Annotated in this window: 18 protein-coding genes; 10 read left to right on the top strand and 8 right to left on the bottom strand. The window is 68.3% G+C overall.

Features of this window, described 5'->3' with window-relative positions:
• Window positions 1-28: 28 nt before the first annotated feature.
• Window positions 29-1,924, top strand: coding sequence for an Lcl domain-containing protein (locus ACFO0C_RS18655; RefSeq protein ID WP_378067926.1), 1,896 nt, complete (start codon window positions 29-31; stop codon window positions 1,922-1,924).
• A gap of 1 nt (window position 1,925) precedes the next feature.
• Here the strand turns inward: ACFO0C_RS18655 and ACFO0C_RS18650 are convergent, their stop codons facing one another.
• Both ACFO0C_RS18650 and ACFO0C_RS18645 read right to left on the bottom strand, forming a co-directional pair.
• Complete coding sequence (locus ACFO0C_RS18650; RefSeq protein WP_378067925.1) at window positions 1,926-2,537, bottom strand: dihydrofolate reductase family protein; 612 nt, start codon at window positions 2,535-2,537, stop codon at window positions 1,926-1,928.
• Window positions 2,538-2,614: 77 nt separating this feature from the next.
• Window positions 2,615-4,018, bottom strand: a complete 1,404-nt coding sequence (locus ACFO0C_RS18645; protein WP_378067924.1) for a chitinase — start codon at window positions 4,016-4,018, stop codon at window positions 2,615-2,617.
• A 128-nt stretch (window positions 4,019-4,146) separates the two neighbouring features.
• On the opposite strand from ACFO0C_RS18645, the gene ACFO0C_RS18640 reads away from it, so the two are divergent.
• Window positions 4,147-5,349, top strand: a complete 1,203-nt coding sequence (locus tag ACFO0C_RS18640) for an LCP family protein (RefSeq protein WP_378068504.1) — start codon at window positions 4,147-4,149, stop codon at window positions 5,347-5,349.
• A 61-nt stretch (window positions 5,350-5,410) separates the two neighbouring features.
• On the opposite strand, the gene ACFO0C_RS18635 is transcribed toward ACFO0C_RS18640, so the two are convergent.
• A complete protein-coding gene (locus ACFO0C_RS18635; protein ID WP_378067923.1) occupies window positions 5,411-6,658 on the bottom strand; it encodes a family 16 glycosylhydrolase in 1,248 nt (415 codons plus the stop codon).
• 373 nt (window positions 6,659-7,031) lie between these two features.
• Here ACFO0C_RS18635 and ACFO0C_RS18630 point away from each other — a divergent pair, with 373 nt between their 5' ends.
• Both ACFO0C_RS18630 and ACFO0C_RS18625 read left to right on the top strand, forming a co-directional pair.
• A complete protein-coding gene (locus ACFO0C_RS18630) occupies window positions 7,032-7,439 on the top strand; it encodes a tyrosinase family oxidase copper chaperone (RefSeq protein WP_378067922.1) in 408 nt (135 codons plus the stop codon).
• 3 nt (window positions 7,440-7,442) lie between these two features.
• The gene (locus ACFO0C_RS18625) at window positions 7,443-8,264 is read left to right on the top strand and encodes a tyrosinase family protein (RefSeq protein WP_378067921.1); all 822 of its coding nucleotides are present in this window, start codon (window positions 7,443-7,445) and stop codon (window positions 8,262-8,264) included.
• Between the two features lie 53 nt (window positions 8,265-8,317).
• On the opposite strand, the gene ACFO0C_RS18620 is transcribed toward ACFO0C_RS18625, so the two are convergent.
• A complete protein-coding gene (locus tag ACFO0C_RS18620) occupies window positions 8,318-8,740 on the bottom strand; it encodes a hypothetical protein (protein WP_378067920.1) in 423 nt (140 codons plus the stop codon).
• Between the two features lie 97 nt (window positions 8,741-8,837).
• Between ACFO0C_RS18620 and ACFO0C_RS18615 the strand changes: the two genes are divergently transcribed.
• Complete coding sequence (locus ACFO0C_RS18615) at window positions 8,838-9,986, top strand: outer membrane protein assembly factor BamB family protein (RefSeq protein ID WP_378067919.1); 1,149 nt, start codon at window positions 8,838-8,840, stop codon at window positions 9,984-9,986.
• Window positions 9,987-10,007: 21 nt separating this feature from the next.
• On the opposite strand, the gene ACFO0C_RS18610 is transcribed toward ACFO0C_RS18615, so the two are convergent.
• Complete coding sequence (locus ACFO0C_RS18610) at window positions 10,008-10,661, bottom strand: Bax inhibitor-1/YccA family protein (RefSeq protein ID WP_378067918.1); 654 nt, start codon at window positions 10,659-10,661, stop codon at window positions 10,008-10,010.
• 150 nt (window positions 10,662-10,811) lie between these two features.
• Here ACFO0C_RS18610 and ACFO0C_RS18605 point away from each other — a divergent pair, with 150 nt between their 5' ends.
• Together ACFO0C_RS18605 and ACFO0C_RS18600 are read left to right on the top strand one after the other, a co-directional pair.
• Complete coding sequence (locus tag ACFO0C_RS18605) at window positions 10,812-12,098, top strand: chitinase (protein ID WP_378067917.1); 1,287 nt, start codon at window positions 10,812-10,814, stop codon at window positions 12,096-12,098.
• Between the two features lie 11 nt (window positions 12,099-12,109).
• Entirely contained in the window at window positions 12,110-13,303 is a 1,194-nt protein-coding gene (locus tag ACFO0C_RS18600; protein WP_378067916.1) for a chitinase, read from the top strand.
• 63 nt (window positions 13,304-13,366) lie between these two features.
• Here ACFO0C_RS18600 and ACFO0C_RS18595 read toward each other — a convergent pair whose 3' ends face one another.
• The 3 genes from ACFO0C_RS18595 to ACFO0C_RS18585 form a co-directional block, all read right to left on the bottom strand.
• Window positions 13,367-14,011 (bottom strand): fasciclin domain-containing protein, encoded by a 645-nt coding sequence (locus tag ACFO0C_RS18595; RefSeq protein ID WP_378067915.1) that lies wholly within the window; start codon window positions 14,009-14,011, stop codon window positions 13,367-13,369.
• Window positions 14,012-14,136: 125 nt separating this feature from the next.
• Complete coding sequence (locus ACFO0C_RS18590) at window positions 14,137-17,664, bottom strand: immunoglobulin-like domain-containing protein (protein ID WP_378067914.1); 3,528 nt, start codon at window positions 17,662-17,664, stop codon at window positions 14,137-14,139.
• 206 nt (window positions 17,665-17,870) lie between these two features.
• Entirely contained in the window at window positions 17,871-19,850 is a 1,980-nt protein-coding gene (locus ACFO0C_RS18585; protein WP_378067913.1) for a hypothetical protein, read from the bottom strand.
• A gap of 155 nt (window positions 19,851-20,005) precedes the next feature.
• Between ACFO0C_RS18585 and ACFO0C_RS18580 the strand changes: the two genes are divergently transcribed.
• The 3 genes from ACFO0C_RS18580 (at window position 20,006) to ACFO0C_RS18570 (ending at window position 24,044) form a co-directional block, all read left to right on the top strand.
• A complete protein-coding gene (locus ACFO0C_RS18580; protein ID WP_378067912.1) occupies window positions 20,006-22,252 on the top strand; it encodes a galactose oxidase-like domain-containing protein in 2,247 nt (748 codons plus the stop codon).
• An 89-nt stretch (window positions 22,253-22,341) separates the two neighbouring features.
• Entirely contained in the window at window positions 22,342-23,568 is a 1,227-nt protein-coding gene (locus tag ACFO0C_RS18575) for a calcium-binding protein (RefSeq protein WP_378067911.1), read from the top strand.
• A gap of 104 nt (window positions 23,569-23,672) precedes the next feature.
• Window positions 23,673-24,044: a hypothetical protein gene (locus tag ACFO0C_RS18570; RefSeq protein ID WP_378067910.1), complete on the top strand. Its 372-nt coding sequence runs from the start codon at window positions 23,673-23,675 to the stop codon at window positions 24,042-24,044.
• The last annotated feature ends 85 nt before the right edge of the window (window positions 24,045-24,129 follow it).

Raw genomic sequence — 24,129 nt, 5'->3', positions numbered from 1 at the left:
CATTGCGGGATAAATACGCTGCCCCGTCATGAGGATCAGTCACCGCGTCGTGGCGGCCGCCCAGCGCGGCGACGGGCCGGCCCGGGAGCAGGTCGCCGAGGGCTACCTGCCGCTGGTCCACAACGTGGTGGGCCGGGCATTGAACGGGCACCCCGACGTCGAGGACGTCGTGCAGGAGACCATGCTCCTGGTGCTGCGTGATCTGCCCGGCCTGCGGCAACCGCAGAACATCCGGGCCTGGGTGCTGACGATCGCGATGCGGCAGATCCACGCCCATCGGGAGCGGGCCGCGGCCGCCGCGCACGTGGCGGTGCTGCCCACGGTGCCCGGGCCGGCCGCCGACTTCGAGGAACTCGCCATCCTGCGCCTGCGGCTCACCGGGGAGCGCCGACAGGTCGCCGAGGCGTCGCGCTGGCTCGACGACGAGGACCGCGGGGTGCTCGCGCTCTGGTGGCAGGAGGCGGCCGGCGAACTCGACCGCGGCGAGGTGGCGGCGGCTCTCGACACCACCACGGCCTATGCGGCGGTCCGGATCCAGCGGATGCGGGCGCAGCTCGACAGGTGCCGGATGCTGGTCGCAGCGCTCGAAGCCCGGACCCGCTGCCCGGAGCTGGACGCCACGATCGCCGGTTGGGACGAGCGGCCCGGTCCACTGTGGCGCAAACGGATCGATCGCCACCTTCGGGAATGCCAGAAATGTCCGGAAGAGGCACGCGGCGGGATCGCAGTGGAGCAACTACTGGTCGGCTGCGCCTTGGTGCCGATCCCGACCGCCACGGCCGGCGGAGCGTTGCGCGGCACGGAAGGCACGGGCGGCACAGAGAGCACGGGCGGCACGAACGGCGGGGGCGGAGCGGAGAGCGCGGGCGGCGCGGCGGGATCCGGTGCCGGGACAGCGGGTCGGAGCGGTGTGAAGGCACTGGTCGCCTCGGCGGCGGCCGTCGCTGTGGTTGTCGGCGGCGTTTTCGCGTACTCCTCCAGGTCGGAACTTGAAGTGACCGCGAGTGTCGCACCGAGCGTGATCGCCTCGCCCGCGGTGACCAGCGCCTCCCCCGCGCCCTCGCCATCGAAGGCGAAGCCGAAGGCGGTCGTGACGCCGAGCCAGAGCAGCACCACAACCGGATGCGGCGGCGAAGGCCGGGCGAGCCGGTGGGCGAGCTGGCCGATGCCGAGCGTGAAGACGGCGAGTTACCGCAAACTGGCCAACGGCACGGTCCGTGACCAGGTCACCTGCCTGGAGTGGCAGGGCACGCCGGCGCCCGGTGTCTACACGTTCGCCGAGGCCAAGGCCTACTGCGCGAAGCTGGGCGGCGGTGGCTGGCATCTGCCGACCCGGGTGGAGCTGATGTCGATCGTCGACGTCTCGCGCTCCGGGCCGGCGATCGACACGAAGGCCTTCCCCGGCACGCCGGCGCGGTTCTTCTGGACCTCGACGCCGTGGGCGGTCACGAAGACCCCGCTGCGCGCCTGGATCATCAACTTCTACGAGGGCCTGGCCAGCAACGGCGCCTTCCAGACCGGCGAGTTCAACGCCCGGTGCGTACGGTCCGCGGGCGGCTCCGGACGACCCGGCTACCGGGTCGCGGCGGGCCAGGTCACCGACCCGGAGACCGGCCTGACCTGGCAGCGCGCCACCTCGAAGGAGATGACCGCGGCGCAGGCCACCGCGTACTGCGACGCTCTGGAACTGGGCGGCGGCGCGTGGCGGCTCCCGACGCTGCGGGAGCTGGCGACCACCGTCGACGACTCCCGGGTGGCTCCGGCGATCGACACCGGAGCATTCCCGGACACCCTGAAGAAGGGCTGGTACTGGACGTCGGACCGGTCGGAGCCGGAACCGGACCGCCGGTGGGCGCTCAACTATGACGACGGTTACACCAACTACCGCGACATCAGCGCCGGGTACGCCCGCTGCGTGCGCTGATCTATTTCCCCTCGGGGAAGTCCTTGACGTCCTCGTATCCGGCCGGAGCCGGCGGCTCGACGGGCGCGTAGATCACCCGGATCACCCCGGTCGGGAAGGACTCGGTGGCGAGCACCTTCAGGTGCTGGACGGCGGCGCCGTCGACGAACAGCTTGTCGCCCTTGCCGGCCGCGACCGGGTGGATGAGCAGTCGCAGCTCGTCGATCAGGCCGGCGGCGAGCAGCTGGTGCACCACGTCGAGCGAGCCCGGGATCAGGATGCCCTTGATGCTCTCGTCCGCCTTCAGCCCGCGCACGGCGTCGAGCAGGTCGCCGTCGATGAGCTCCGAGTTGCGCCAGGTGAACGTCAGGTCCTGACGGGAGGCGACCACCTTGCGGGTGTCGCCGAGCTGCTTGGCGAACGGCGCGTCGTCGCCCCCGGCGGCCTCCCGGTCGGGCCAGGCTCCGGCGAAGCTGTCGTACGTGTTCCGCCCGATCAGCAGCACGTCGGAGGTCTCGTAGTCCTCGGTGACCGCGCGGCCCATGTTCTCGTCGAAGTACGGAAAGTGCCAGGCCGGGTCGATCTCGGCGACGCCGTCGGCGGAGATGAACAGGGTGGAGATGACCTTTGCCATGGTGGCGGCCCCTTCGTGTCGGTGGTCTCGGTCAAGTAGACCGGGCCACCGACACGAACTCATCGGTCCGCCGAAAATCAGGGCAGAGCGTTGAGGAACGGCTCGTGGCTGTTCTTGAACTCCCAGCTGTAGAACCGGTCCCAGTTGATCGACCAGGTCATCAGGCCACGGAAGTCCGGGTTGAGACCGCTACGCGGCGTGTAGCCACCACAGGTCTGCCCCTTGACCAGGCAGTTCACCGCCTGCTGGATGGCGGCCGGCGCGACGTAGCCGTTGCCCGCGCTGACCGAGCTGGGTGCCCCGAACGCGATCTGGTCCTCACGCAGCCCCGGGAACACGTTGGCGGTGTTGCCCGCGACCGGGAAGCCGGCCAGCAGCATGTCGGTCATCGCGATGTGGAAGTCGGCGCCGCCCATCGAGTGGTACTGGTTGTCCAGGCCCATGATCGAGCCGGAGTTGTAGTCCTGGACGTGCAGCACGGTGATGTCGTTGCGCAGGGCGTGGATGACCGGCAGGTACGACCCGGCGCGCGGGTCCTGTCCGCCCCACGGGCCGGAGCCGTAGTACTGGTAACCGAGCTGGACGAAGAACGTCTCCGGGGCCATCGTCAGGACGAATCCGGCACCGTAGCGGGTCTTCAGCGACTTCAACGCGCTGATCAGGTTGACGATGACCGGGGTGGTCGGGTTCTTGAAGTCGGTGTCACCGGTGTTCAGCGACAGCGAGTGGCCCTCGAAGTCGACGTCGACGCCGTCCAGCCCGTACTTGTCGATGATCGCGCTGACCGAGCTGACGAACTTGTCGCGTGCCGCGGTGGTGGTGAGCTGCACCTGGCCGTTCTGGCCACCGATGGAGAGCAGCACCTTCTTGCCGGCCTGGCGTTTCGCCTTGATCGCGGCGATGAACTGGGCCTCGGTCTCCACACCGGGACACTCGGTGGCCGGGCAGAGGGTGAACCGGATGTCGCCGGAGGTGACGCTCGTGGGCTCGCCGAAGGAGAGGTTGATGATGTCCCACTCGGCCGGGACATCGGCCATCTTCAGATAGCCGGCGCCGTTGGCGAAGCTGGCGTGCAGGTAGCCGATGAGCGCGTGCTTCGGCAGGCCACCGACCGGGATCGGGGTGCTCGGCGAGGTCGACGGGCTCGGGCTGGCCGACGGGGACGTCGACGGCGACGGGCTGGTGGAGGGACTGGTGGAGGGCGATGTCGACGGCGACGGGTTGGTGGTGCCGCCGCAGGCGCCGTTGTTGATCCAGACGTCCCACTGGCCGCTCTTCAGGACCGGGTCCTCGCCCTGGGTCCACCACTTGGCGGTGTAGTTGTTGCCGCCCTTGGAGGCGACGTTGTCCTTGACGTAGACGGCGGAGGAACTCCAGGCCGGGGCGCATGCCACGGCGGCGCTCGCGGTGGAGGCGACATATACGAGTGAGCATGCGGCGGCCAGGGTTGCCGCCGACGCGAGGAGAACGGATCGACGCATGGCTAATTATTAGGACTGTTAACTGTATAAGTAAATACCGCCGATCGAACCCGGTGGGGCTTCGAGCCGTACTGCAACTAAGGTGGCACCGGTCACGTCGGCCCCAGAGACGGTTGCCTCGGTGTTGCCTGACCGTGGGATCATGCGTGTTCGATGTCGGAGTGGGGCTAGGAGACCGGTTGCGCAAGTCGACGAAACGCCGCACACCGCTGTGGGCCCGCCTCTGCGCCGCCTTCGGCGCCGTGCTCCTCATCGTGAGCGGCGGGACACTGGTCACCGGCCAGACCCTGATCGCGAAATACACCAGCGGGATCACCGACGAGGGCCTGCTGGAGGGCGACGCCGCCCAGGCCGCGACGAAGAAGACCGAGATCAAGGGCCCGCTGACGCTCCTGCTGGTCGGCATCGACCCGCGCAAGCCGGAGACGCCGCCGCTGTCCGACTCGATCCTCATCGCGCACATCCCGGCCGATATGAGTACGGCGTATCTCTTCTCCATGCCACGAGACCTTTATGTGGATATTCCGGCCGACTCGAAGTCCGGGGTCCGTGCCCACCGCGGGAAAATCAACTCCGCGATGGCGCTGGGCAGCCAGGTCGACGGGAAGATCGACGTCACCAACGGCTTCAAGCTGCTCTCCAAGACGGTCCGCAACTTCACCGGGATCGAGCAGTTCGACGCCGCGGCGATCATCAACTTCGGCGGATTCAAGGACATGGTCGAGGCCCTGGGCGGCGTGTCCATGGTCATCGACATGGACGTGAAGTCGGAGCACCTGACGCCGGAGGGCAAGCAGCGGCCGCGCAAGGCGAGCTGCCCGGTCACCTCCAACTGCGACCACCCGTACACGGGGCCCCAGGCGTTCTACAAGAAGAGCAGCAAGGCGGTCCGGCTCGAGCCGTGGCAGGCGCTCGACTACGTCCGCCAGCGCTACCCGAACGCCGGTGTCCCGATGAGCGACTACGACCGGCAGCGGCACCAGCAGCAGTTCATCAAGGCCATGGCCAAGGAGGCGATGAGCAGCGGCGTCGTCACCGACGTCGGCAAGATGACGAAGATCCTGGAGGCGGCCGGCAAGTCGCTGACCTTCGCCGGTGGCGGCAACAGCCCGATCGAGTGGGCGCTGGCGCTCAAGGACGTGAACGTCGACGACATGGTCACGATCAAGCTGCCCGGCGGCGGCAAGTTCACCGGCCCGGGCCAGCAGGGCTACCTCGGTGAGGAGTTCCTTCCGCTGTCCACCGCGGAGGACTTCTTCAAGTCGGTCAGGGAGGACCGGGTCGCCCAGTTCCTCATCGACAACCCGAGCATCGTGAACATGAACAGCTAGGCCTGGACGAACCGAAGGGGCGCCGCGGATCGCGGCGCCCCTTCGTCGTTCACGGATCGGGTCAGGCCCGGGTCCACTTCTGGTTGGCGCCGCCGGTGCAGTCCCAGAGGACGAGCTGGGCGCCGTTGTCGGGGTTCCAGGCGCCGATGTCGACGCACTTGTTGGCGGAGATGTTCACCAGGTCGCCGGCGCCGGAAAGGGTGAACCGCTGCACCGGGTTGCCGTTGCAGGTGACCAGCTGGATCGGGGTGCCGTTGGTCAGCGCGCCACCGGCCGGATCCATGCACTTGCCGAGCGCCCGCAGGGTCCCGTCACCGTTGAACGCCCACTGCTGCGCGCCGGTGCCGTTGCAGTCGTACATCTGCAGGCGGGCGCCGTCGTTGGGCGTACCACCGGGGATGTCGATGCACTTGCCGTTGAGGTTGCTCTTCAGGGCGTTGCCGCCGGACGGGGGCGGGGTGGTCGAGTCGTTCCAGGCCGAGACGCGCACCCAGTCGACCAGCATGGTCTGCGGGAACGAGGTGGAGGCGTCCGGGCTGCCCGGCCAGTTGCCGCCGACGGCGACGTTCAGGATCAGGAAGAACGGGTGGTCGAAGACCCACTGGCGGCCGCCGAGCGAGGCCGGGGTGACCCGGAAGTACTCACTGCCGTCGAGGTACCAGACGATCAGATTCGGAGACCATTCGACGGCGTACGAGTGGAAGGCGTCCCCGAGCGGCGCGGAGAGGGTCCGGTTGCCGCCGATCGCGCTGCCGCCCGAGTAGCCGGGGCCGTGCACTGTGCCGTACAGCTTGTTCGGCTCCTTGCCGACGTTCTCCATGATGTCGATCTCGCCGGACTGCGGCCAGCCGACGCTGCCCAGGTTGTCGCCGAGCATCCAGAACGCCGGCCAGATGCCCTGCCCCTTCGGCACCTTGATGCTGGCCTCGAACCGGCCGTAGCGCTGGGTGAACTTGCCGGAGGTGAGGATCCGGCCGGAGGTGTACTGGCACGTGCCGTACCAGCACTGGAAGTTGGACGGGTTCTCCTTGCGGGCGGTGATCGCGAGGTGGCCCTGCCCGTCCTGACGGACGTTGTTCGTGGAGTTCGTGTAGTACTGGAGCTCGCTGTTGCCGTAGCCGCCACCGCCGACGTCGAAGTTCCACTTCGCACCGTCGATCGCCGCGCCGGCCGCCCCGTTGAACTCGTCGGACCAGGTCACCGGCCCGACGGCGGCGTCCGCCGTGTCGTTCTGGGAGGCGATCGTCAGGCTGCCGGCCAGCGTTACCGCGACGACGGCGGCGCCCAGCAGAGTGCGTATCCCACGCATGGGGATCCTCCTGGGGGAGAGGTGCCAAATTTTGCAAACATTGTTAAGAGTTCGATGGTCGTCAGTCAATGGCGACGGGTTCCGGAACCGTCGATAACAGCTTCTTCCGGCTCGATCCCGGGCACACCTGGCACAGACCTTTGTGGACCGACGATTTCAGCGCCGAAATATGCCCACGGTTAAACAATCGTTAAGGCATTAAGAACGGGCTCCTGTGTGCTGCGCCACCATTCCTGGGAACGTTGCGACACTCATGTATGTTCGGTTCCGCCGAGCGGAGGGGGACCCGCTCCGAGCTGCCCAAAAGGCAATTAGAAACAAATCTTCAGGGGCTCACACAATGACGCCATCAATGTCTGTCAATAGACGAGACGTGCTCCGATACGGCGCCGCCACCGCGGCCGTCGCCAGTGGAGTCGCCGGCGCACAAATGCTCGCCACACCGGCGGCCGGAGCGGACCCGCGCGACTTCGAAATCGACTACCGCGGCAAGCGGATCCGGGGCGTGCACGTCGGGGCCCAGGAGGTCCGGTCGCTCGCCCGTGGCCGGTCCCGATCGCACGAGGTCTGGATCAACGACCGGCGACTGGCCGTCATGGAGGTCGACCTGCCCGGCGCGACGGTCGGCTTCATCAGCGCGATCAACCACTACCAGCCGGTCCTGATCGACACCGGCCGCAACCGGGGTGGCCTGCTCGAGCTCACCAAACGCGCCGTCGACGTCCTCGGCGACACCGAACTGACCGCCATGGCCGGCGTCGGCCACGAGCACGGGAGCTGACCGGTGGGTATCCGCAAGAACGCGCGCGACCTGACCACCACCGAGAAGTCGGCGTTCGTCGCCGCCGTCAAACAGTTGAAGGCGCAGACCACCGGCCGCAACTACGACTGGTTCGTCACCACGCACATCAACTACTTCGCCGCGGTCGGCGGGATCCGGTACGCCCACCAGTCCCCGTCGTTCCTGCCCTGGCACCGGCAGTACCTGATCGAATTCGAGAAGGCGCTCCAGGCGATCGACCCGGCGGTCAACGTCCCGTACTGGGACTGGACCACCGACCGGACCACCACCGGCGCCCCGTTCACCGCCGACTTCATGGGCGGCAACGGCTCCGGCGGCAACGGCGCGGTCGCCACCGGCCCGTTCGCCGGCGCGTCGAACTGGCGCATCACCGTCAGCCCGTCGTCGTCGACGTCGCTGCGCCGGGCCATGGGCACCAACACCCTGCCCACGTCGGCCCAGGTCAACTCGGTGCTCAACATCGCGGCCTACGACGCCGCGCCGTGGAACAGCTCGGCCACCGGTGGCATGCGCAACCGGATGGAGGGCTGGCAGACACCCAACCTGCACAACACGGTGCACGTCTGGGTCGGCGGGCACATGGGCCAGCAGGACTCACCGAACGACCCGGTGTTCTGGCTGCACCACTGCAACATCGACCGGCTGTGGTCGCGGTGGCAGACCCGGTGGGGCTTCGACAACGGCCACTACGTGCCGGGTGCGAACACGTCCGGCGTCATCGACCTGAACGAGACGATGCAGCCGTGGCCCGGTGTCACGCCGGCCGCCGTTCTCGATCACCGGAACACGTACACCTACGCCTGATGAAGGCACCGGATCCGTCACCCCGTGCGGGGTGACGGATCCGGGGGGTCAGGTCACTGCGGGGGCGCGCCGGACTGCTGGGCCTGCTGGGGGTAGCCCTGCTGGAGATAGCCCTGCTGGGGGTGGCCCTGCTGGGGCTGCGGCGGGACCGGCGGGTATCCGTCGCCCGCCGCAACGGGCTGGTCACCACGGCCGTCCAGGAAGTGCCGCTTGACGATCAGGCCGGTGCCGACCACGAACATCAGGGCGCCCACCCCGATCGCGCCGTAGCGGAACAGCTCGTCGTGCGACTTCTGCTCCTCGAAGGTGCGCGTCGTCGAGTTGCCCTTGCGGGTCTCGACACACTCGTCGCCCGGCCTCATCACCGAGTCGCCGCACTTCACCTCGTCACCGCCGAGGCCGAACATGCCGAAACAGAAGATGGCGATGCCGCTGAGCGCCGCCCCATATCGATTGTTGAGTAGTCTGCCGATCACCGCGGAGACCCTAATCGATCTCTGGGCTCGCCGCCGCCCCGTCGCCGTTCGGGTAAAAGTCCGCTTCAGCGCCGTCTTACGGTTTTTACTTACTTTCGTGCACGATTTCGTCCGTACCCCCGCCGCGGTTGTCGCAGCCCTCGTCCTCGCTGTCGCCGCGGCAGCCACCCCGGCCGGCGCTGCGCCGGCGACGCCCCGCTGGGATCACTTCGGCTACGACGCCGAGAACAGTTCGTTCAACCCGCACGAGACCGTGATCACGCCGGCCACCGTGGGCCGGCTCAAGAAGAAGTGGTCGGTGGAACTGCGCTCGGACCAGTCATGCTCTTCCTACGGCGACCCGATCGTCGCCGACGGCCGTGTGTTCATCAGTGACTACCTGGGGATCTCGGCTTACGCCACCGGCAACGGAGCCAAGTTGTGGAGCCACGACTGGGTGGGTTCCTCCAACTCCCCGCCGTCGATGGCGGTCGCTGACGGGGTGCTCGTCGCCGGCTACACCGACTGCGAATCGATGAGCGACCCCAACAGCGGGCTGATCGGACTGGACGTACGCACCGGCAAGGAACTCTGGAGCGGGGCCACCGCTCCGCTGATCATTGAGATCGTCATCGACAAGGGCGTGGTCGTCACCGCCGGAAGCGACATCTACAACGACACCGCAACCGTCGCCGTCCGGGTGAGCGACGGTAAGGAGGCGTGGCGGAAGGAAGGCCGGAGGATCGACGTGACATCCGCGAACGGCACCGTCACCGGGCGCGACGTGAACGGCACGGGCACGGTGGCGTTCGACGTCACCACCGGTGCGACACGATGGACCGTCACCCGGAACCTGTCCACCGGGACCGCGTCACCGGCCGGCGACGTCTTCTACGGCAGCAGTGGCGACGGGGACGATCTGGAGGCGGTATCGGTCAGGGACGGCAGGGTCCTCTGGACGGCGCCGGACAACGACGGGGTGGTCGCCGTCGACGGCACCCGGGTCTACTGCTCCGACGACAACGGGATCGTCGCCCTCGACAGCCGCACGGGGAAACAGTTGTGGCGCAGCGACCTGCCGGATCACGGCGCTCTCGCGGCGACGGTGGCCGGCGGGGTCGTCTACACCGCCGGCATCGCCCTGGACGCCACCACGGGCAGGGTGATCACCGGCACGCCACGGCTCTCCTTCCGGTCAATCGTGACCGGTGGCGTGCTCTACGACTCGGACAACGGCACTTTGACCGCGTACACCGTCAACGGCTAGCTCCGTCAGCGGCCGGCTCCGTCAGCGGCTCCGGAAGATCCTCAGGAAGAACAGGAAGACGTTGAGGATGTCGAGGAAGATCGAGGCGGCCAGCAGCGGCGCGGAGTCGATGTCGCGGGACCGGCGCAGCCGCTGGAAGTCGAACATGATGAAGCCCGCGAAGATCACCAGGCCGAGCACGGAGTAGATCAGCGCGCCGTTCGGGATGTTGACGAAGATCAGCACGATGCCGAAGAGCAGCAGTGCCACCAGTGCCCAGAAACAGATCCGGGCCAGCGCCGACAGGTCCCGGCGGGTGGCCCACCCGGCCGCGCCGAAACCGGCCACGAACATCGCCGTCGCCGCACCGGCCTGCCACAGTGCCTGCGGGTCGGTGCTCGCGTAGTAGACCAGCGTCGGCGCCAGCGCGACCCCGGTGAGCAGGCCGAACGCCCCGAGCAGTGCGACCGTCGTGGACTGCGACTTCCGGACGGTGAAGTACATGGCGATCAGGGCGGCGAACGAGGCGAGGTAGGCCAGGAACGCGAAGCCGGCGGGAAGGTTCCGGCCGAGGTACGCGCCGAGGGCGAACAGGGCGGTGGTGCCCGCGACGTAGCCCATGGTCCGGGCGAACAGGATGTGGCCACGGTCGCGGGCGGCGACCGCTGCCTGGCGGTACGCATAGGTTTCGTCCATCTCCTGACGATGAGCCCGCACGACCGGCGGGACACCCTCCGCCAGGGATGAGCCTCGATTTCAGGAAGTTTAAGGTTCGGCCCCTTTACATTCACTGTTAACAGTCCTAAACATTGATGCCATCCCCAGGTCATCCATGGAAGGACTCCGATGCGGCGTTCCAGATCGGTAATACTCGCCACCGTCACCGCGCTGGCCGCCGGTGGCGCGGCGACCTACTTCGCGGGGAACGCGGCGGCCGCCGTGGCCTGCGCACCCGCGTGGAGCGCGTCCGCGGTCTACGTCGGCGGCAACACCGCCTCACAGAACGGGCACAACTACACCGCCAAGTGGTGGACGCAGAACGAGTCCCCGGCGGTCCGCAGTGGCCAGTGGGACGTGTGGGCCGACAACGGCGTCTGTGAGGGCGGCACCAACCCCTCCCCCTCGCCGTCCACCTCGCCCTCGCCCTCGTCCTCCCCCTCCTCGTCACCTTCCACCTCGCCGTCGACCTCGCCCAGCTCGTCGCCGTCGACCTCGCCCAGCACCCCGGCCGGGTCGCTGCCGAAGCACTTCCTCACCGGCTACTGGCAGAACTTCGACAACGGCGCCGCCCCGCTCAAGCTCGCCGCCGTCCCGGCCACCTACGACCTGATCGCGGTCGCGTTCGCCGACGCCACCAGCACGGCCGGTGCGGTCACCTTCAACCTCGACCCGGGCCTGGCCACGGCGGTCGGCGGTTACACCGATGCCCAGTTCAAGGCCGACATCGCCACGCTGCACCAGCGCGGCAAGAAGGTGGTCATCTCGGTCGGTGGCGAGAAGGGCACGGTCGCCGTCAACAGCGCGACCGCCGCCACCGCGTTCGCCGATTCGGTGCACCGGCTGATCCAGACCTACGGTTTCGACGGCGTCGACATCGACCTGGAGAACGGGCTCAACCCGACCTACATGGCGCAGGCGCTGCGCAGCCTGCGGACCAAGGTCGGCAGCAGCCTGATCATCACGATGGCGCCGCAGACCATCGACATGCAGAACCCGCAGTCCTCGTACTTCAAGCTCGCGCTCGACATCAAGGACATCCTCACCGTCGTCTTCACGCAGTACTACAACTCCGGCGCGATGCTCGGCTGTGACAACAACGCGGCGTACGGCCAGGGCAACATCAACTTCCTGACCGCGCTCTCCTGCATCCCGCTGCAGAACGGGCTCCGCCCCGACCAGATCGCGCTCGGCCTGCCGGCCAGCACCCGCGCCGCCGGTGGCGGTTACGTCGCCCCGTCCGTGGTCAACGCCGCCCTCGACTGCCTGGCCAAGGGCACCAACTGCGGCACGTTCAAGCCGCCGGCCACCTATCCCGGCATTCGGGGCGCGATGACCTGGTCCATCAACTGGGATGTGACAAACGGCAACGCCTGGGCCAACACCATCGACCCGCACCTCGCGACTCTTCCCTGACTGGGGTTCTCATGAAGCTGAGCAGAAAAATCGCCCTCGTGGCGTCGGTCGGCGCGGTCGCCGCAGCCGCCGCGATCCTGCCGATGGCCACCTCCAGCGCGGCCGCCGCGTGTGCCCCGGCCTGGAGTTCGTCCGCCGTCTACGTCAAGGACAACGTCGCCTCCAAGGGCGGCAACAACTACACCGCCAAGTGGTGGACCCAGGGCGAGGACCCGGTCCTGAAGAGCGGCCAGTGGGACGTCTGGATCAACAACGGCGCCTGCGGCGGTACGACTCCGCCCACCACCCCGCCGACCACGGGGCCGACCACCCCGCCGCCGGCCACCGGCACCAAGATGGCGGCCGCGCCGTACCTCTACCCGGGATGGGGCAACCCGCCCGCCCCGGCGACGGTCGTGCAGGCCACCGGCATCAAGGCCTTCACCATCTCGTTCGTGCTGGCCAGCAACGGCTGCAACCCGGCGTGGGACGGCTCGTCCGGTCTCACCGGCGGCGCGCACGCGAGCACCATCGCGGCGATCCGGGCGGCCGGCGCCGACGTGGTCCCGTCGATCGGCGGCTGGAGCGGCAACAAGCTCGGCCCGAACTGCGCGACCGCTGAGGCGCTGGCCGGGGCGTACCAGAAGGTGATCGACACCTTCCAGCTCAAGGCGATCGACATCGACATCGAGAACACCGACGAGTTCGAGAACTACGTCGTCGCCGACCGGATCGTCGACGCGCTGAAGATCGTCAAGCAGCGCAACCCGAACGTGAAGACCATCCTGACCTTCGGCACCACCACGACCGGCCCGAACGCCCACGGTGTCCGGCTGATCCAGCAGGCCAAGGCGAAGGGCGCGAACATCGACATCTTCACCCAGATGCCGTTCGACTTCAGCGGCGGCGCGGACATGTACGCCTCCACCGTCGGCGCCACCGAGGGTCTGAAGAACGTGCTCAAGTCGACGTTCGGATACACCGACGCGCAGGCGTACTCCCGGATCGGCATCTCCGGCATGAACGGTCTCTCCGACCAGCAGGAGGTCACCTCGGTCGACACCTGGACCCGGATCCGTGACTACGCGAAGAGCAAGGGCCTGGCCCGGTTCGCCTTCTGGGCGGTCAACCGCGACCGCGGCTGCGCCGGCGGCGGCGTGGTCAGCAACTGCTCCGGCATCGCGCAGGCCGACTGGGCGTTCACCCGGGTGAGCGCCGGCTTCTGAGAAAGCACCGACGCGCGGTCGCCCCTGCCGGGCGGCCGCGCGTCGCTGTCTCTCCGGTGGAGATCAGGGCAGGTCGATCGGGCGCAGCACGCGGTCGACGCCGTGGGCGATCTGCCGGTTGTTCTTGTTGATGTCGACGCGGACCACGCGGGCGTTGCGGTCGCTGTAGTCGAGGTCGATGATCGAGATCTTCCGGCCGTGGCCCCAGACGTTGACCTTGATCGACGCGCCGGCGGCGGTCTTCAGCTTGGCGTTGTCGGACTTCAGCGCCGTCTTGGCGGGGATCCGGGCGCCCGGCACGACGTGGTAGAGCAGCACCGACTCGACGGTGTCGATGCCGAGGCCGGCCACCGCGGTGAACGCCTTCTTCTCGCTCGGGAGCTTCTTCGACTTGGTGATGTCCTTGACCAGCAGCTGGAACGCGCGGTCGTTGGGCAGGAACGCGGTCAGCTTGGTCTTGCCGTCGGCGAGGACCTTGACCGGGCTGGACGGCTTGGCCTTGAGCACCGCACCCACCGCGGCGGCCAGGATGTCGTAGTCGTGGCCATTGTGGTCGAAGCCGCTCTTGTCAGCGGTCAGTACAGCGGCGAGCGACTTGGTGCCGAGCTTCTTGCTGTGCGCGGCGGCCGGAGCGGCGGACAGGGCGGTGGCGACGACGGCGGCGGTCGCGACGGCGATGGCCCGGGCGCCCACTCGGGTGATCCTCATCTTCAGACGTCCTTCCGGTACGGGATGGCGGCTTTGTTGCCGCCACCCCGTACTTCGCTCGGCCCGAAGCCGATGGATGCGATCGATCCGAAGTTTTTCCGGAAATCTTCGCTGGGCCTAACCGGTCATCGCGTCACCTTGACCGTGATCGTTGAACCGGTCGACTTCGTGGCCGTGGTCGAGCCGCTGTAGGCAGCCGTGACCCGGTAGGTGCCCTTCGGCAGTCGGCTGAGGTCGAGGACCGCAACACCCTTGCTGTTCAGGCGGACCGTGCGGACGACCTTGGTGTTGCCGCGGACCGCGACGATCCGGACCGTGCCGGACGGGGTGACCCCGGTCGCGGTGGTGACCTTCACCGTGACCTGCGCCTTCTTCGCCGTCAGTTTGGTCTTGGACGCGGCCGGGACGACCTTCAGCGTCAGGTCGGCGGCGGAACCGGCGTACCGGCTGTCACCCAGGTAGACCACTCTCAGCTTCCGGGTGCCGACACCGATGGTGCGGGAGAGCTTGACCGTGGCCTTACCGGCGGACAGTGTGCCGGTGCCGACCGCGGTGGAGCCGAGCAGCACCCGTACCGTGCCCGAGGGTTTGGTCTGCAGCTTGCCGCCGACCGTCACCTGGACCGACGGAGCCGAGCCGTAGGCGACCTTCGCCGAGTTCAGCACCGCCTTCGTGGTGCTCGGCGCGAGGACCACACCGGCCGGCGGGAGGACCGCCTGGTTGGTCGTCTCGACGTTGCCGACCACGTCGACGGCCCGGTAGAGGACCGTCGAGGTCAGCGGCACGGTGTACGGCTGCCAGGTCGCGCCGCCGTTCGTCGAGTACTCCACGCGGGCGACGCCGGAGGTGTCGTCGGCCGCGCGCAGGGTGACGGTGCGGCCCTTGACGTCGACGGTCGCCTGCGAGACCGGGGCGGTCCGGTCGATCCGCACGGTGACCGAGCCGATTCCGGAGCTGTTGCCGGCCGCGTCGACGGCCAGGTATTCGACCAGGTGGATGCCGTCCCGATCGATGGTGAGCGGCCCGGCCTGATCGGTCCAGGCACCGGCCGGTTCGCCGGAGCGGGTGACGCGGACCTTCGGTACGAGTTCGCCGTCCACCTCGTCCACGGCGGTGATGGTCACCGTGGCGGGGCCGGTGAGCCAGCCGGGTGCGGCGGTGGCGGTCACCGTGGGCGCACCCTCGTCGGGAACGGTCACGACCGCGGTGGCCTTGACGTTCTGGCTCTCGGTGATGGTGCCGGAGACCGAGAAACGGCCGGGCCGGGCGTACGCCGAGGCGGGCACCGTGTCCCAGGTGACCGCGACACTCGATGACGAACCGTCCGCGTACCGAGCGGTGACCTGGGCGGGCAGGGTCGGCGCGGTGCCGGCCTTCGTGGTCAGCGGGACCTCGTCGACGCCCTTGACCAGCAGGTTCGGCTGGTAGGTGGTGAGCAGGCGGTCGTACTCCTCCTGCGTCACCGGCAGGACGGTGCCGTGCCGGGGACGCTTGGGCAGCGAGTACGAGGTGGCCTTTGTCCAGATGCCCGAGTCGAGGTCGGTCGAGGTGAACGGCACGTAGCCCTGGCCGCCGTACTCGTCGACGAACAGGTACCAACGGTCCTCGGTGTTGGATTTGAACACCAGCGGGCCCTCACCGGCGCTGACCCCGCCGGAGCCGATGCAGTCCTTGACGAAGTCGTACGCGGTGCTGCGCAGTTCGGTCGACTTCTCCTCGATGATGAACTTGCTGCACGGCGAGGTGGACGAGTTGTTCCGCTCGTCCTTGGTGAACCGGTAGTAGGTCCCGTTGTGGTCGATCATCGTGGAGTCGATCACCGAGTACCCCGGGTCGACCCACACCTTCGCCGCACTGAACGTGTGGAAGTCGCGGGTCGTCGCGTACATCATCTTGTTGTAGGTGCCGCCGGTGTGGTTCGGGTCGTTCTCGGCGTACAGCTTCGACGCCCAGAACACCACGTAGGCACCGAGGCCGGAGTCGTAGTAGGCCTCTGGCGCCCAGGTGTTGCCGGCGGTGTCCGGAGAGACCTTGACCAGGCGCTGGTCAGTCCAGTTGACCAGGTCGGTGGACTCCCACACCATGATCGACTTGCTGCCGGTGCGCTGCGAGGCGTCCCAGTCGCCGTTGCCGTAGATCTTCAGGTCGGTGGCGATCTGGTAGAACTTGTCACCCTCCGGCGAGCGGATGATGAACGGGTCACGCAGGCCCTTGGTGCCCAGCGACGAGGTCAGCACCGGCTTGGCGTTGTTCACCTCGCGGTAGGAGAGCGGATCGTTGGCCTTGCTCACCGCGAGGTAGATCTGCTCGCCGTCGGCGGTGCCCTCACCGGTGAAATAGCTGAACAGGTAGCCGGCCTTGGCACGCGCCGGGGGCAGCTCCGGCACGGTGGCCGTGAGCGTGCGGGTGGCCGAGGCTCCGCCGGTGGTCACCGTCGCGGTCAGGGCGACGGTCGCGCTCCCCTGACCGGCGGCCGGGCGGTGCACGACGCCGGTGCCGTCGATGATCTCGGGCCGGTCCGAGGACCAGGTCACCGTCGTGCCGTGGACACCGGCCGACGGCAGCGTCAGGTTGCCGCGGACGTCGTCGACGTCGTGCACGACCAGCCCGGCCGCCGCGACCTGGACCGCTTCGGCGGCGGTGAGATCCGGCCGCACGGTGATCGTGAAGGTCTTCACGGCGGTCAGGGCACCGCGGCTCAGGGTGGCGGTCAGCGTCGCGGTCGCGTCCGGCTGACCGGCCTCCGGCCTGGTCACCACACCGGCGGAGGTGATCACGGCAGGGTCGCTGGTGGTCCAGGTGATCTTCGAGCCGTACGGGGCGGAAGCCGGCAACGTCAGGTCGGAGGCGACCGCGGTGGTGTCACCGAGGTCGAGAGCGGCCCGGTCGGCGGCGAGCTCGGTGGTCACCACCGGTTCGGCGAGGGTCCTCAGCTCGGACCCGTCGAGCGCGCGGTCGTACAACCGGAAGTCTTTGATCTTGCCCTTGAAGAGCCGGTCACCGCTGTAGTTGGACTTGCCGATGTAGTTCGCGGTCGTCTTCCCGGCACCGATCGCGCTCGGTTTGATGGTGATCGCGGTGTTCGTGGCGATCGGCGTCCCGTCCTCGTAGAGGATCCCGGTGCTGCCGGTCTGCGTGTACGCGATGTGCTTCCAGGTGCCGCGGTCGAGCGTCTTCGCCGGCGACGGGCCGGTGCTCTGCTCGGTCGACCAGTTGCCGGTGGCGATCGCGGTCCGGAGGTTGTTGCCGGTGGTGAAGAGGTACCCGTCGCCGTAGCCGGTGGAGCTGCTGGTGTTGCCGAATCCGTAGAGGAAGTACGGCGTGACCTGCTGCGAGTCCATCAGGACGTCGAACGACACCGAGATCGAATCGAGACCGGCCAGCACGTTGTCGGGCGCCTTCACGTAGGTGCTCGACCCGTCGAAGGTCAGGCCGTCGCCGGTCCAGGACGCCGCGCCGGCGACCGTGCCGTCCCGGCCGTTGCCGGACGAGTCGGTGGCCAGCGCGCCGGACCGCTCGTCCATCTTGTACCAGAGGACCAGACCGTCGGCGCTCGCCGCGGCCTCCGCGGCGCGGGCGGGAGACGGGGCTATCAGGGGGAACAGCAGGAGAGTCGCAGCGACGGACGCCAGACTCCCGAGAGATCTACGCATCTGGGGAGTTCCTTCGAGCGGGCAGAAGGGGGAACGGCACGGCGGGCGGGAGGACGAATCCCGTGTGCAGCCGTGGCTGGCAGCAGTGTGAGCGCTAACACACTGTTGGTCAACTTAACGGTTAAGCCCATCTATCTGCCCGGCTACCAGTACAGAAACGCGCGGGCCGGCATCCTGATCGGATACCGGCCCGTGCGCTGGCACTTCTACTTGGTGTACCTGAAGTAGGAGTAGCCGGTGTAGCTCGTGTAGTTCAGGTTGTCGCCCGAGCCGCCCTTGCGGTAGGCCGCCCGCACCCGCAGCTTGTAGCCGACCAGGCTGCCGCCGCTGAACAGGGCCACCGCCTTGCCGTTCGTGGTCGGGAAGTACTGGTAGGCCAGGTTCTGCCAGCGGCCCTTGTAGTAGATCTGGACCTGCAGGTACGCGTCGCGCCCGGAGTAGGCGGGCATCTTCACGGTGAACTGGGCCGCGGTCTTCTTGTGGTAGAGCTTGTAGCCGCCCGACGTCTTGTACTGCTTCGACAGCTTCAGCGACACCGGGACCTTGGTGTAGACCGTCGCGCCGACCGTCTTCGGGGCGGTCCGGGCGTCACCGGTGAAGACCGCCGTCACCGAGGCGTTGCGGTACAGCTTCAGGCTCACCGCGACGTTGCCCTTGCTGTTCACACCGGCCCGCTTGAGCAGGCGCCGGCCCTGGTCTCCGCCGTACGGGTCGGCCCAGATCTCCACGGTGCGGTTCTTGTAGGTGGCACCGAGGTGGGCGGTGAACGTGGCGGTGGCGCCGTAGCCGTACACCTTGCCGTTGTTGTTGATCGTCAGTGACGGTGTGGTCCGGGAGACCGCGACCGCCTTGGTCGCCGAGACCGCCGCGTGGGTCGCGTCGCCGGCGTAGGAGACGCGGTAGGTGACGGTGCCGCCGGCCGACGTGGTGTCGGTGAACGAGAACGAGCCGTTGGCGGCGATCGTCCTGGTCCCGAGCGCCTTGCCGGACGGGTACTCCAGGTCGGTGCGGGTGACGGTGACCGGCGTGCCGGCCGGCAGCGGGAGCGAGGCGGTGAGCGTGCCGGTGATGGTGACCGGCTTCGCCCGGGTCGCCGACGACGGGCCGGCCAGCTTCAGGACCGGCAGCGACTTCTTCGGCTCGGTGTAGACGCGCAGGTAGTGGATGTCCGAGTAGTTCTCGGTGACCGCGAAGAGCCGGTCGCCGCCCGGCTCCCAGGCGAGGGCGCGCTCGGCCACCTCGTCGTACCCGCTGGAGACCGGGTCGGTGTGCGGGAGCGAGTACTCACGGATCGGCGCGGTGCCGCCGGGCGCGAACACCCGCAGGGACGTCCCGCCGATCGCCACGGTGCCGTCCGAGGCGACGGCCACCGCCCGGGACCAGCCGTTGACCGGATAGTCACCGGCCTTGGCCAGGTCGGCCGTACCGGCCACGGTGACCGCGTTCGCGTCGGCCGCCACGACCTGGGTCGCGTCCGGGGTGAACGCCACGTCCCGGGTGTAACCGCCGGTGATGCTCTTGGCCCCGGTCCGGGTGAAGGTGCCGCCGGAGACGTTGTAGACGGCGACGGTTCCGCTGGAGATGCCCGGCTCGAAGCCGGCGAGCAGCCCGCTGTCCCCCGGTGCGGCCCTCAACTCGGGCGCGCCGTGCCAGATGCCGTAGGCGCCGGTGGTGTCGAGCTCGACCTGCACCACCGGGTCCACACCGCTGAGGTCCAGGGAGCCGATGTTGCCGTCGGAGCCGGTGTACGGGTACGCGCCGAAGTTGTCGTAGGTGAACCAGAGCTTGCCGGCCGCACTCTCCAGCGACAGCGGGAAGACCTTGGTGCCGAGGTCGTACCGGACGGGATCGGTCAGGCCGGCAGCCGAGAGGGCGACGATCGCCCGCTCCGACTCCAGGGCGCCATAGAGCTTGGTGCCGTCGGCGGAGAGCGCCAGGCCGGTGACCCGTGGCAGGCCGGTCGCGGTGGCGACGATCGTGCCGTCATAGGTGGTTTCGACGATCTTGCCGCTGTCCGGGTCGCTGACGAAGACCCGCTGGCGGGCACCGTCGACGACCAGGTCACCGACCGACTTGATGGAGAGGTTCTTGCCCGAGTCGGCCAGCGCCGGAGCCGGCGCCATGGCGACGGATCCGAGCAGGACCGAGAACGCGGTGGTCGCAGCCCCCGCGAACCGCATATTCATGTGGCTTCCGCATTCCTTGCAAAGGAGGTATCGGCCACGATCGTTCGCGGCCGGGCGGTGATCATAGCGTCCGACGTGACTAGACCGTAACGACGATTCGGGTGCGGTCTGCCGTAGGATCGGCCCCCGCCAATGCTGTGGGGATGGGAGCAGGGATGGTTCGTGGATTGCCGGGCCTCGGCCGGCGATTGATGGCCGGGGCCACCGTGACGGCCGCCGTCGTGGGAGGCATGGCACTGTCGGCGGGCACCGCGCAGTCCGCGGAGCACGAGCACGCGACGACCCAGGCACTCGCCGGGTCCGGGCAGGTGACCGTCGGCTCCAGCCGGGTCGCCCTCAACCAGCCCGCCGACCCCTACATCGGCAAGGTCTTTCCGGACGCGAACGCGCACCTCACCGGCATGTATTCGGCGCAGGTGGCATGGCCCCTGGTCGGCATCCACATGGCGCTGCTGCCCAACGGCCACGTGGTCAGCTACGGGACCCCGCCCGGCGAGGCGAGACAGGGCGGCTTCTCCTACGACGACTGGGACCCGGCCATCGGTGTCGGCACCGACGCGCACCTGCAGACGGCGTCGATGCACTCGTACGACGCGTTCTGCAACTCACTGGAACGGCTGCCCGACGGCCGGCTGCTGATGGTCGGCGGCAACTCCGTCACCGCGACCATGATCTACGACCCGGCCACCGGCGCGCAGACGATGGGTGGGCAGCTCAACCGCCAGCGGTGGTACGCCACGGTGCTGCGCCTGCCGGACGACCGGATGCTGACGCTCGGTGGTGGCAACTCCTACAACGTCGACGCGTGGCAGAGACCGGACGACAACACGACCGTCGCCACCACCCCCGAGATCAGCAACGGGACCGGGGCGTGGACCAAGCTGACCGGCGCGGACAGCACCGTGGCGTTCGGTGCACGCGACAACCGCTGGTGGTACCCGCGGGCGTACGTCGCACCCGACGGCAAGGTCTTCGGTGTCTCGGACGACCAGATGTGGAAACTCGACCCGTCGGGCACCGGCAAGGTCACCTCGCTGGGCACGCTGCCGGTGGGGATCGGCGTCTCCGGCTCCTCGGTGATGTACGCACCCGGCAAGCTGCTGTTCGCCGGCGGCGGCCAGTACAACAACGGGAGCAGCGAGGTCGCCACCAACCGGGCCACCGCCGTCGACATCAACGGCACCACCCCGAAGACCGCCGAGACCAGCTCGATGCGGCTCGCCCGGAACTGGCTCAACCTGACCGTCCTGCCCAACGGCGAGGTGCTGGCCAACGGCGGCACCCGGGTCGGCACCCAGCCGGGCGCGGCCAACTCGACCTACGACTCGGAGATCTGGAACCCGGTCACCGGCAAGTGGCGGGACGCCGCCAAGGCGCAGCGGATCCGCAGCTACCACTCCACGGCGGTGCTGATGCCCAGCGGCTCGGTGCTGACCGCGGCCGGTGGCGTGCCCGGCCCGGAGGACAACCTCAACGCCGAGATCTACTACCCGCCGTACCTGTTCACCAAGGGCACCGACGGGCGGGTGCGCTGGGCGAACCGGCCGCAGATCACCGGCATCAGTGGCTCGCTGAAGTACGGCGGCACGGTGTCGCTCGGGCTCTCCGACACCCGCAAGCTGTCGTCGCTGTCGCTGACCCGGGCCACCAGCGTCACCCACTCCTACAACACCGACCAGCGCCGGGTGCCGCTGTCGTTCCGCCAGAGCGGCAACACCGTCACCGCGACGATGCCGGCCAACGCGAACCTGCTGCCGCCCGGCTCCTACCTGCTGTCCGGCGTCGACACCAACGGCGTGCCCACGCCCGCGCAGATGGTCACGATCAAAAAGTCCGGCGCGGGGACGGTCACCGTGTACGCGAAGGACCGTACCGCCGCCGACCTCACCGGACCGACCGCGAAGGTACGGTTCCCGTTCACCGACGGCTACCTCAAGGCCGGCGCGAGCCTCCGCGTCGACGCCACCGACCCGCACGGGATCGCCGGCATCGAGCTGCTGATCAACGGCAAGCGCCAGTCGTCGCTGCGCTGGGACCCGGCGGCCAAGAACGGCACGGCCACGATGACCGTCCGCGTCTACGACAAGCTGAACAACGTCACGGTGATCTCCCGCAAGGTGGTCGTCGACAACACCAAGCCGAAACTGCGGATCACCAGTGCTCCGGCGAACAACAGCAGGCTGCGCGCCAAGGTGACGATCGCCGCCACGGCGACGGACAAGGTCGGCGTCAAGCGGGTCGAGTTGCTGGTCGACGGCAAGGTGGTGGCGGTCGACAAGAAGACCGCCTACCGGCTGGTCCTGAACCCGGCGAAGTACGGCAAGAAGTTCACGGTGCAGCTCCGGGCGTACGACCGCTCGGGCAATGTCGTGTACAGCGCGAAACGTACGTACCGCCGCTGATCGGAAACGGGGCAGCGCGACTCGACAGCGGATCTTACGATCCTGGGACCGTGCGGCATGTCGCCGCCGGTTCCAGTGGAGGATCCACAATGGCTGGTTTCATCTGGCTGCCTCGTGTCGCGCTGCCGCTGCTCGCGACCGTCGCCGCCGGGACGCTCGCCGCGGCGCCCGCGCAGGCCGCCACCACCGGGGTCGCCTCGGTCGTGTCGACGACGAAGGTCCGCTTCAAGGCAGCGAGCGGCACGCAGAACCGGGTCGTCGTGACCCGGACGGGGAACACGTTCACCATCGACGACCGGGTCGCGATCAAGGCGGGCAAGGGCTGCAAGGCCGTCAAGGGCGACAAGACCAAGGTCAAGTGCACGACCGGAAAAGCACCCACGGCGGTGCAGATCTATACATATGACCGGGCCGACTACATCCGCAACGACACCAGCGTTCCGGTGTACGCCGACGGCGGCACCGGCAACGACGTGGTCATCGGTGGCTCCGGCAACGACACGCTGCACGGCTGGACCGGCGCCGACAAGATCTACGGCCGCGGCGGCGAGGACCACATCTGGGGCTGGACCGGCACCAACACGATCTACGGCGGCGCCGCGAAGGACACCATCTGGGGTGGCCCCCAGGTCGACACCATCTACGGCGAGGGTGGCAAGGACGAGATCTTCGGTGACGCCGGCAACGACCGTCTCCACGGCGGCGCCGAGCGTGACTGGATCATCGGCGAGGACGGCAACGACTCCATCTGGGGTGACGACGGCGACGACTACCTCGACGGCCGGGCCGGCAACGATGTGATCTCCGGCGGCAACGGCATGGACGAGCTGCACGGCGACGACGGCGACGACCGGGTGTACGGCGGGCCGGGCGGCGACTTCATCTACACCTTCGCCACCAACGGTGAGGGTTTCGGAGCGGACTACTACTCCGGCGGCACCGGCCACGACTGGCTGACCTACGGCTCGTACTTCACGAAGGCCGTCACCGTGGACGCGGACGGCGTCACCGGCGACGACGGCGCCGCGGGCGAGCGGGACACCGTGGCCACCGACATCGAGTCCATCACCGGCGGCGACGGCGACGACGTGCTCCGCGGCCGGCCCGGCGACGACTTCCTGAGCGGCGGCCCGGGCAACGACACGATCTTCGGCGGAGGCGGCTCCGACCACCTCGTCGGCGACGAGGGCGACGACAACCTCAGCGCCGCCGACGACGACAAGGCGTACGACTCGCTCAACGGCGGATCCGGGACTGACAGGTGCCGGCCCGGCGACGGCGACTACGCCTATGACTGCGAGACCATCCTGACCTGATATCGGATTCGATCACGGTTCGAGGTGGGCGAGCCCGGCGGCGACCTCCGCTGCTTCGGGCGCGCCCACCTCGGTCAACGGATCCCGGTCGATGCTGAACCGCATTGAGCATCCTGATCCGATACCGTTGGCCGGTGACGAATGCAGCCACCGTTTACGCGATTGTCTACGGCCCTATCATTTTTCTCGCCTTCGCCGCCGCCCCATTTCCGCTTCGAGTGACAACGATCACGAGTAAAGTTCGCACCGTCTGGTTCTGGGCCGGGATGGCATGGCTCGGCATTCTGGTGGTGGCGGCTGTGACATTCACGACCTGGTGGGCCCAGCCGGCCCGATGGGGCGGCTCCTTCACGGCGTCCAGCCTGTTCATTCCCTTGTGGATGCTGCTCCCCGGTGTCGGTGTCGCGGCGGCACGCCTCCTGCGGCGACACAGCACGGCGAGAGTTCTGCTGCACCGCGCCCCGAGTGCCGGCTGACACCTGACGTCCTTCTGGATGCTCCCCGAGAATTCGCCCATGACCGATATGCAGGGGCAGTCCATTAGTCATTGCATATGTATGA

This window comes from Actinoplanes subglobosus (genome assembly GCF_042650585.1).
Taxonomy (GTDB): domain Bacteria; phylum Actinomycetota; class Actinomycetes; order Mycobacteriales; family Micromonosporaceae; genus Actinoplanes; species Actinoplanes subglobosus.
Note: the sequence above shows the minus strand (reverse complement) of the source record. Positions and strands in the feature narration are given on the sequence as shown.